This is a genomic window from Planktothrix sp. FACHB-1355 (genome assembly GCF_014748295.1).
Taxonomy (GTDB): Bacteria; Cyanobacteriota; Cyanobacteriia; order Cyanobacteriales; family Aerosakkonemataceae; genus Aerosakkonema; species Aerosakkonema funiforme_A.
The window spans coordinates 1-10,089 of the sequence record NZ_JACJUP010000107.1 but is presented as its reverse complement, the minus strand read 5'-3'; the positions used below and the strand labels follow the sequence as shown (position 1 = coordinate 10,089).

11 protein-coding genes are annotated in these 10,089 nt (G+C 39.6%); 4 read left to right on the top strand and 7 right to left on the bottom strand.

What is annotated here, in order from left to right; genetic code table 11:
• Positions 1–2,685 (bottom strand): hypothetical protein (locus H6S82_RS07580; protein WP_199317871.1); only part of this gene is annotated, 2,685 nt, incomplete at its 3' end.
• Positions 2,686–2,865: 180 nt separating this feature from the next.
• On the opposite strand from H6S82_RS07580, the gene H6S82_RS07575 reads away from it, so the two are divergent.
• On the top strand, positions 2,866–3,102 hold the full coding sequence (locus tag H6S82_RS07575; RefSeq protein ID WP_190463813.1) for a hypothetical protein: 237 nt from the start codon (positions 2,866–2,868) through the stop codon (positions 3,100–3,102).
• A gap of 66 nt (positions 3,103–3,168) precedes the next feature.
• On the opposite strand, the gene H6S82_RS07570 is transcribed toward H6S82_RS07575, so the two are convergent.
• Complete coding sequence (locus H6S82_RS07570) at positions 3,169–3,402, bottom strand: hypothetical protein (RefSeq protein WP_190463812.1); 234 nt, start codon at positions 3,400–3,402, stop codon at positions 3,169–3,171.
• Positions 3,403–3,651: 249 nt separating this feature from the next.
• Here H6S82_RS07570 and H6S82_RS07565 point away from each other — a divergent pair, with 249 nt between their 5' ends.
• The 3 genes from H6S82_RS07565 (at position 3,652) to H6S82_RS07555 (ending at position 7,111) form a co-directional block, all read left to right on the top strand.
• On the top strand, positions 3,652–4,020 hold the full coding sequence (locus H6S82_RS07565) for a VOC family protein (protein WP_190463811.1): 369 nt from the start codon (positions 3,652–3,654) through the stop codon (positions 4,018–4,020).
• Positions 4,021–4,137: 117 nt separating this feature from the next.
• Positions 4,138–6,363, top strand: coding sequence for an ATP-dependent RecD-like DNA helicase (locus tag H6S82_RS07560; RefSeq protein WP_190463810.1), 2,226 nt, complete (start codon positions 4,138–4,140; stop codon positions 6,361–6,363).
• 112 nt (positions 6,364–6,475) lie between these two features.
• Positions 6,476–7,111, top strand: coding sequence for a hypothetical protein (locus tag H6S82_RS07555; protein WP_190463809.1), 636 nt, complete (start codon positions 6,476–6,478; stop codon positions 7,109–7,111).
• Between the two features lie 84 nt (positions 7,112–7,195).
• Here the strand turns inward: H6S82_RS07555 and H6S82_RS07550 are convergent, their stop codons facing one another.
• The 5 genes from H6S82_RS07550 to H6S82_RS07530 form a co-directional block, all read right to left on the bottom strand.
• Positions 7,196–8,128 (bottom strand): DUF5895 domain-containing protein, encoded by a 933-nt coding sequence (locus tag H6S82_RS07550; RefSeq protein WP_190463808.1) that lies wholly within the window; start codon positions 8,126–8,128, stop codon positions 7,196–7,198.
• A gap of 229 nt (positions 8,129–8,357) precedes the next feature.
• Complete coding sequence (locus H6S82_RS07545) at positions 8,358–8,651, bottom strand: hypothetical protein (protein WP_190463807.1); 294 nt, start codon at positions 8,649–8,651, stop codon at positions 8,358–8,360.
• Positions 8,648–9,229 carry a siphovirus Gp157 family protein gene (locus tag H6S82_RS07540; protein ID WP_199315200.1) on the bottom strand — a complete coding sequence of 194 codons (582 nt, stop codon included), beginning with the start codon at positions 9,227–9,229 and terminating at the stop codon, positions 8,648–8,650. Before H6S82_RS07540 ends, H6S82_RS07545 begins: the two co-directional genes overlap by 4 nt.
• A gap of 66 nt (positions 9,230–9,295) precedes the next feature.
• The gene (locus H6S82_RS07535; protein WP_190463806.1) at positions 9,296–9,523 is read right to left on the bottom strand and encodes a hypothetical protein; all 228 of its coding nucleotides are present in this window, start codon (positions 9,521–9,523) and stop codon (positions 9,296–9,298) included.
• Positions 9,524–9,545: 22 nt separating this feature from the next.
• Positions 9,546–9,866, bottom strand: a complete 321-nt coding sequence (locus H6S82_RS07530) for a hypothetical protein (protein ID WP_190463805.1) — start codon at positions 9,864–9,866, stop codon at positions 9,546–9,548.
• Positions 9,867–10,089: the final 223 nt, after the last annotated feature.

Here is a 10,089-nt window from a genome sequence, read left to right as displayed (position 1 = left end):
TCTCGCTTGAAAGAAAGCAGCTTTCACCTGCGACTGAGTAAGTCCGGGTAGAATTTCAACAGTTAACCCTTTAAGTTCTGACCACTGCTTCATCTGTTCGGGATATTTAGCCGCACTTTCTGTCGAAATATACCCCAATTTCTTATACTTTGGTTTGCCATCCTTCAATTGCGGTTTACCATCAGCATCAAATACAGGTGCGAGTGCTACCCATTTGTTCTTAACTTTACCATCTAGATTGTTATTTTGCACAATTTTGATGTCCAGCTTTCTGTTAGTATCGAAAGCATTGGGGTGATGGCATTCAGCTAGACCGATAATTTCGATAGAATTACCTCTATCACTGGTAGCAATAAGTCTTGGCCCTGGTGCTTCTGCTACTTCCCTAGTAATCTCGATCGCACGATTGAGTAAACTATCGTAGGTTTTCTTTAGTGCTGCGGCTTTTTCTTTCTGTTGAGGAGTAAATTCAACTCCCTTAAACAAATCCTGAAACTGCTGGGTAGAACGGGCAATTAATGCACTTTCTGCAAATGCTTCATTGGTGGGACTAATCATCATGTCGATCGCACCATGCCCCCTAGCGTTCATGGTTCTTGATAAATACACTTCATCTACTTTCTTTTCCTCTACCCAAGGTGCGATATCGAAGCTTCTGATGATGGCAGTGCAAGCATTGATGATTTGAGGGTCGGAACGATTGGCACTCTTACCTCTATCTACTTCAATTTGTAATTGACCGCCCAATATACCAACAACATCGTGATAAAATTGATGAGATTTGTCTAAGAATTTGACTAGCTCATCTGTTGCGATATTTGGTAAATCTGCTTGATTATCTTGGATGCCGAAGTTATAATGGTCAAGACTGTCGTATACTTCAATATTCACCCCTTTGCTTAGTGCTTGTTGCCAAAACTCAGCTAATTCTACAATTTGCTTCCTAATTTCTGGGGGATACGTAACGGGTTTCTTTAGATCGTTCTCTGCTGCTAACATACTTGCAGCGCCGATAGAAATATTTCTCATCAGTTTAAAAGCTTCTTCTGTTGGCACTCCAGTACATTCATTTTCTAGCGCAATCCCTTTCATACAGAGATTGGCGATGATACCAACTTTATTTTCCATTGCATCTAGGGCAATCTGCTCAAAGCTGCCTTGATATGCTTTCTTATCCAGCTTGACAATTTCGCTGTAACGATTTTCTGCTTGCTGACGTTGTTTGATTTCGGCGGTTGTATGGGGGAATTCTTCTGCTAGAATATAAGCCATGCGATCGCCATCGCAATCCGATAGAGAATGTTTCAATCCAGCAGGCGACATCTTGATAGTACCGATGTCATGCGGTTCGTTGACTAAATGTTTGTTGACGTAGACATCAACGGTGTTAGAATTAGCGGTAGGGCCACGATAAACGATAACTTCAGCACCATCTGGATAATTGGGGATGCTAACTTCGTTTTCTGCTAAATCGTGACAAGTTTGTGCCATTGCTGAATCGAACTTGATAAATCTACCAGTGGCACAATCGAGGTACTGTTCCCGCCAGTGTTCTTGCAGTTTATCGATAACTTTAGGTAATTCTAACACTTGACAGTGACCGGATAAGTCTGCTTTTAGGATTCGATAAATCAACTCTTGGTTGCTGTTGCCAAATGCTTTATCGACTATTTTATCTAAAATATCTAAATCTAAATTATCGAAATCTATATCTTGTTCTGAATTAACATCATCTTGCAGTTGATATTTATTTCTCTCATCCATCACTTTCAGATAATCTTTGGCAATCTGACGTGGGTCAGATGCTATTTCTTTAAGTTCTTCCAGTCGCTTTTCCAAACGAGTCAGCACATCATTCTGTACGCCAGCAGGAAAGGAATTCCAGAATTGTGGCCCAGTAGAAGTAATACCCAAATAAGCATCGGTTTTATTGCCGATACCAATGGTCATTGTATACTCACCTGGCTTGATTTCATTGCCTACTTTAAGAGGTTTCCCATCCTCTCCTAGAATGCCAAGTTTGTTTTCCTTATTCTTGCGTCCTTTTAATTGGTCTGTGCTAATAATTAAATCGTAGCCATTCCCTATTCCAGAAAGGTCGCGGGGTGCGAACGTACCTTTACCTAACTGCCATGTTTCGTTGACTGGCGTACTTTCATTGGGGTCTAATCCTACTTGTCTTGCTTTAATGCCAAATCGAGTCTGGAATGGTGTATTAGCTACATTTCCTAACGATTCGTGCAATCTTTTATCGATTTTACCATCACCATCACCCACCAACTCGATCGCTTTCTGTTTTGGTAGAATACCTCCATTTTCACCCGTACTAGCATCTACTACCAAAACTCTTAACTTTTCTCGTTCCTCAAAGCTTTTGCAAGGAGTAAACATATTCGACCCATAAGCAGCGCCAAAGTGCGGTTGGTCGAATATTTTCTCGCGTAACTGTTCGTCCATAAAGTAAAAGCGATCGTCAGAAGCAAATTGCAGAGTTAACCCTTGTTCCTTGAAGTTTTGCAAGTCTGCTTCTGTGGTAACTTCTTGATAAACTGCCCCTATTTTAAAGGAACCATTGGGCGCAAAATATTCGGCTAAACAGTGTTCTATCGTCTCGGTAACTGGTTGACCGTCTACGACAATAGGTTTGCGTGTTTTGGTGCAGAAGTGTTCGAGTGTAATTGCCATAATGCCATCTCAACTTTTATATTTTTCAATTTAGATAGCTGACAAGTTAGTATGGCTAATCCTTTGGGCAGAGGTTCATCTATCGCTATAGTGATAAAAATATTTAGGTTTATAAAATTGCAACTTTTCAACAAATAGAAGTTATAATTAAAGGGAGTTGCGTTAGCTAGGAAGATAAGGATGAGCGAAACTAATGCGGCCAAAAGAATAGTGTTACCTATTTCTCGTTGGCATTCTGATAATTTGGGTGACTTGCTGGCAGATGGTAGTGTAGATATTGATGAGGTGTGCGATCGCGCTGTTTCTTCAGAACAAAGAAGAGAAGCTTGGTCGGAATCAGAAAGGGAGTTTGAAGAGTGGTTAGCTGCTAACGAACCTCTCCCATCGGTTGATGCTTCTGATAAAGATGAGTTTTGAAGTTTTTTAAGCAATAATAAAAAAAATTGCCAACTTCCTAATCAAGAAGCTGGCATTTAATCTTAGTTATTTTATATATTTTTCTTGTTCTTTTTGATATCCTAGCAAGTAGAAGGCATTTTGGCATCGTTTGTTAATTCCCAAATCGCCATCTTTTTGTCCCAAGCGGTAGAAGTACCAATCAGTACCTTGCCACAAGTTTTGATTTTTTATTCGTTCATCTTCGGGTGCAACCTCTCTTTCAAGTGGTTCTGAATCTGTGGTAACATAGTGAAAACCTTCGTAATATTCGGGGTACATGCAGAGGAATTAAGGTAATGTTTCCTCTCATGCGAGCGTAAGCTAACGGTAACAAGGTAAGGATCGTGATAATTCCATTTTTTCGTAACGTCCACCAAGTTAAAAGCCAGAATCTTCCCGTGCTTCGATGATAAACATTTTCTTACCTTGTACCAGAGATTGTAAGGATATGCGCTCTAGTTGTTATGCTTTTTTGCAACAAGAGTAAACCGAAAATTAGCAAAATATCGCTCTGAGGGAAAGCAGCAGATGTTTAAGGGTATTCAAGCCGTTTTTTACTTTGTGTCTGACGTAGTGGCTGCTGCAAAATGGTATAGCGAACTCCTCGCTATACCTGTTACAAACTACTTTGAGTCAGATGGTAAAATTCGAGGTGCATCGATCCAGATTGGAGATGTGGAAATGTTTTTGCATCTTGCTGATGCTAAAATGCAGCCTGGTCATACAGGACAGGTTGCTTATTGGCGTGTAGACCACATTAACCATGCGATCGAACAAGCACAGCAACATGGCGCAAGGCTGTATCGTGGGCCGCTTCAAATAGAAAATAATCAAGCAATCTGCCAAATGTGGGATATTTTTGGCAATTTATTCGGAATGCAAGGCAATTATTCCTAATAATAGCCGATAAATATGGTTATTTCCCGTCTATTCAACCCGAGAACAAATGTTTCCAAACTGGTATATAGTACATTTATACTATAATTCTTTCTAATCAGCGATCGGGAATATGTCATGTCTGGTTTCTCCGATAATTCCATATCCACTTCTACCCACAACGAATTCCTAACAGGTGTAGTAGAAAGGTTAACCTTCCATTCCGAAGAATCGGGATACACCGTAGCGCGACTCAAAGCACCAAACGCCAGAGATTTAATTACCATTGTCGGTAACTTCGCCAATATTCAACCCGGACAAACCCTACGACTTTCTGGGATTTGGAAAGAACATCCCAACTATGGCAGTCAATTTCAAGTTACCAGCTATCTTGAAACCAAACCCGCCACTTTAACAGGATTAGAAAAATATTTAGGAAGTGGATTAATTAAAGGAGTCGGCCCAGTTACCGCCAAACGTATTGTCGCTCATTTTGGTTTAGAAACATTAGATATTATTGAAAATCAAATCCAACGCCTTGCCGAAGTATCAGGTATAGCCAAAAAGCGCATAGCCATGATTCAAACTGCTTGGCAAGCGCAAAAAGCAATCAAAGAAGTGATGGTATTTCTGCAAAGTCATGGTGTCTCCACTACGTATGCAGTAAAGATATTTAAGCAATATGGAGAAGCAGCAATCGATACTGTTACCAATAATCCCTACCAACTAGCAACAGACATTTACGGAATCGGGTTTATTACTGCCGATAAAATTGCCAGACAGTTAGGAATGCCACCAGATTCTCCCTCACGCTATCGCGCTGGAATCGTACATATTTTGGGTGAAGCAGCAGAAGATGGCCATTGCTTCCTACCGCTACCTCAATTAATCGATACAGCAATTAAACAGCTAACAGTAGATAACCATCAACCATCTGAAGGAAACCTAGATGAAATAATTAAACAAATGAAGACTTCTGGGGAACTCTTAGTAGAAGAATTTACTGAAAACAAACATCCCCCATTGTGCTATAAGCCTGCGTTCTTTAAATCAGAACAACATCTAGCACAAATGGTAAAAGAACGGTTAGCTAATCCGATTAATGTAGATTTAGACCGAGTAAAAAATTGGATTGAAAGATTTACCCAAGCCAAGCAAATCCAACTTTCCCAACAGCAATATGATGCAGTAGTAATGTCATCTTACTCCAGAGTAACAATTCTCACTGGTGGGCCAGGGTGCGGGAAAACCTTTTGTACTCACACGATAGTCGCTTTATGGAAAGCAATGGGGAAAAAGATTGCTTTAGCTGCGCCTACGGGACGCGCCGCACAGCGATTGAGTGAAATGACGGGTATCGAAGCAAAAACCATTCATCGCTTGTTGGAATTCGACCCCAGAACTCATAACTTTAAACGTGGTTTGGATTATCTTTTAGATGTTGATGCAATTGTAATTGATGAAGCATCGATGCTAGATTTATTTTTAGCACATTCCCTACTCAAAGCAATTCCTGAAAATGCTCAATTGTTATTAGTTGGTGATGTTGACCAATTACCTTCGGTTGGCCCAGGTCAAGTGTTGCGGGATTTGATTGATTCTGATCAATTGCCAGTAGTAAGATTAACTCAAGTATTTCGACAAGCAGCGCAAAGTGGGATTATTAAAGCAGCGCATAGTATTAATAAGGGTAATTATCCAGTATTAGAGTCTGTTTCTTTAACTCCTCAATCTGATTGTTTGTGGATAGGTGCGCCGTCAGCGGAATATGGGGTGCAAGCTATTTGCGAGTTGATTAAAGATGTGATTCCTCAATTGGGTTATAATCCTGCTACTGACGTGCAAGTTTTATCGCCCATGACTAAAGGCGTAGTGGGTATTCGCAACTTAAATAAGGTGTTGCAAGAATTGATTAATCCTCCTAGTGCGGATAAGGCAGAAGTAACTCGCGGTGGTACGATGCGGGTGAGGGATAGGGTGATTCAACAGGTGAATGATTACGATAGAGGAGTGTTTAACGGTGATTTGGGAACGATTGTGGAAATCGATAATGAAGAGATGGAAGTGACAGTACAATATAATGGGAGAGATGTGGTATATGACCTCGCAGATTTGAATGAAATTGCTTTAGCATGGGCGACAACTATTCACAAATCGCAAGGTAGCGAATATCCGGTGGTGTTGATACCTTTGTATACTCAACACTATCTTATGTTAACTCGGAATCTATTATATACTGGCCTGACGAGAGCGAAGAAATTAGCAGTTTTGGTGGGTCCCAAAAAAGCGATCGCCCTCTCCGTCAGACAAGTGCAAGATACCCAACGTTATACTCGATTGCGAGAGCGCTTGACAAGAGTATAAGGAAGTTTTTAAGCTAGTAAAATACTTAACTTGTCAAGATAAATTAAAAATATAGAGATAATGAGGCGAATAATTACATCTAAATATCATTAAATTGATTTAAAACATTCAAATGAAGCAAAAAAACCAACAAACTACTATTACTAATAAAATTAAAAAATGGATTCAAACAGCGAAAGAAGCTGAAACTGCTCGATTCGCCGTACCTATAACTCGATTGACCAGCATAAAAAGTTTTTGTACCAATAAAACTGCTACTCAACAATTTGCTCTTTATATTGCTAAACGAATACAAGAACAGATGAATCAGGATGGTCGTCCCGAACATTTCAGCGAGTCAGAATGGTCACAGCAAAGCCAATTGATGAATGAAGCAATCGCATTGATGGAAATTTACTTAGAAAATTCTACTTATGAAACTCAACAATCTTTTCGTAGATTATTGAAAGAAATTGATAGTTTACAAGGAGATGATTATAGAATTTTTTGCTGGACGACAGTACGGTTTGTCGTTAGTGGAAATTTACTAAACTTAGAGTATGCGCTGCGTTGTTTCGTAGAGGAAGATTTTCCCTATTGGGCTTATAAACTGGCTAAAGAATATGTAGAACGTTACGCTTCACAGTATGGTACTGGTATTACGCCTGAATCCATACCGATGTTGTTAGAAATTGCAGAATTTTGGTGTCAGCACTATTTCAGTGAAAGTTTGACTCAGAAGTTTCCTCAATTAATGTTAAACAAGTAGGTTAGTTACACTTTGAAGCATATAATATAAAGGTGAAAGCATTACTAAATAATACTTCCACCTTCATATCACATTATTTATTCCCTAATAAGGAATATCATCCTCATCAACAGCAGTAGCAGTCGCCTCCACAGTTTCCGGCGCAACCTCCATCATATTCTGCACTGATTCTTCATTAGCAGGCTTCAATAGCTTATTGCTAAAGGCTGCTGCTTCCCCAGCTAAAGCCCAAAGTTCCGTTCGTTTATCCAATGCCAAAAACTCATCAATTGGATGTTGTTCGTCGGGACTAGCAACGAATTCTGGGATAGCTACCCACGACTTTTTATCACCATTAGGAGGTTCCAAAGAAGGTTTAAACGTCGGGTTAAACACAGCCAGACAGTGAAATTTATCATTCAACGAACGATATCCAGTTGCCATTACTTTAGCATAAGCGATTTCCATTTTCACCTTAAACTGGTTGTAGGCTTCCCCAAATCGCGCTGCTGCTACTCCATGCAGCGATAATACCAGGGGTACGGTATGCAGAGAAACGTTCTTTTCATCTACTAAATAGATAACGTAAAACGAACGTAAAGTAGCAGGCTTTTTGGGGTCAGCATTAATTTCTTCATACTTAGTTCGACCTTCCACAGTTTCATAGCTACCGATAATTTCCCCCGTTTCTCGCAATTGTACGTAACGGTCGGACTTAGCTAGAATATGCAAGCGGGGAGATTTAAAGAGAACTCCTTTTTCAACTGTACCAGAAGAGAAAGTATGCTCGTAAGAAGCTTCACTACCTCGCCAGTCAATTAAAGCCAAGTTTTTCTCTTTAATAAAAAGTCCTACCGAGTTTGGAGACTTTTCATTAAGGATTTGGCAAATAGGAAGCGTCGTCAGCTTACCGCTAAATTCAGCCGCGCTAAATTGCTGTAAACGAGGGTCGATTGCCAGTTCATTAACTGGATTGGATGGCACTTCAGCTTCTGGACTTATGGTAGTTTCAGGAGATTTACTGTTTTTGGCTGGCATGATTTTAAGTACGATGAAAGTATCCCATAGCTTGTCGCGTAAGCGAGATAGGAAATAGGGAATAGCGAGTGGGGAGTAGGAGGTAGAGAGGGAATAAAGCTAAACTTCGTAAACTGGCATTAAGAGAAAGTAGAAAGTAGAAATTAAGGAATTGAAGGAAGCTTTATCAACAATTGCTTCGCCTCTTTTCTATTACCTACTCCCCACTCGCTACTTCCTACTCCCTCAACTAGAAGGTATCGTTATCTGCTACCAACGTCACTGCTTTACGGTTATGATTTTGAATGGTATTAATTTGACGTTGCAACTTTTCTAATTTGGTTTGTTGTAAATCAGCTTCCAATTGTTGTAATGCTGCCACCAAACCACGTAAAATTGGCAGATTTTCGGGCAGGAATTGAATAATGATTGACTCGCTATTACCAGCTATGAATAAGTTAGCCGTACCATGATTATGATTAATGCTGGAACTGACGTAACTGTTGGCAGTAATAGCAATAGATGTCGTGCGAGTAACGTTCATTTCTTCTTCCTTGATATGTGTTTAAATCGAACGTGCTTTTCCGTCACAATTTCAGCAAAAGAACTGACATCTTCTCCCGCTTTATGAGCAGCCAAAATTTCTTTATTGGCAGAGGTGACTTTCACCGATTGAAACTGAGATGGTAATTGTTCTGCTTCTACTAAAAGAATGACAGAAGGAGGATTGTTTTGAAAATCAATGCGGCGTTCCGTACCGACAACTTGTTCTGGTATTAGCCCTAACTTATACAACCGCAATAAGTAGGATTTAAGGCTATCTAATTGATTGCGTCGCCGCTGGATGATAACCTGGTACAGGGCTGTAACTTTTGAAAGCCTATCTGACCACATTTCCATGTCTAATTTTAGCTGATCTGCTAGATAAGCGATCGCATCAACTTTAGCTTCGGTTGCATTTTGAATGTCGAGCAATTGTGCGTAAGTATCAGCTAATTCTACACCTTCAGGGCAGTTTTCAATGCTGTCCCATAGTTCAGCAGCGGTTACTGATAATTGGGCTAAGGTAGCGCGATTGATGTTAGTATCGTTAGTGTCGATTGCCAGATTTCTTGCTATCATGGTAAGAGTTGAATGGCTTACATTATCACAGCCTAGTTTTGGCTAGGCTGTGATTTTACATCGAAATTAAATTCGGTCTGCATAGAGATATCGATCGTGATAGTATTCTTGCTCGGCTAACCAATTCGCTTCCATTGCAGCTAATTCTTGGGATTCTTCAGATGCGCTATCATTAATAGCAGTTAACCATTTTCCATCTAATTCTTCGTACCATTGATTCAAGTCAGCTTCTTGTGACGAGGTTAATTGTGTGACTGCTATTTCTGGTCTAGTGGAAATGCTTGGAGATGGCATAAATCTTTAGAGAGAAAATACTTCACTTTTCTTTATCGCGTGAGCGCTTTTTCCTAAGTTCTCGTTCGAGGTATTTCTCCCAACTGCATCTACCGCGTCCGGGTACAACTTCTAGTTGGTTGCGTTTGTACAGAAGAATGAGGGGATTATTGGAGATTAATCCGGTTTTGTCTTTAAAATAAACTGAATATTCACCGCTTTGGGGGGAATATGAATCAATAACTCCCACTGCACCTGTTAAGTCCTTATAACGATAGCTATCGTAGCCATTTACTCTTACTTTTGTACGCTTTTTAAGTACTGAAAAATTAAATGCTAATTGCGTATATTTCATTAGCTTCATAAAGAAAATGACCAAAATAGTTTTCTCTTTATTCCCACGTAAGTGGAAATTCCTTGAAGTATTGCAAAATTAAAATTTTTTATTTTTGAAGGATATAGAAAAAATTTATTAAATAATTAAATTACTATTACATTTTATAAATGCGTAAATTGAAACGCTGCTTATCTTTCAAAAAAATTCAGCATAGATTTTCGCTTTGTTGCACAAATGTTAGCAAATGTGC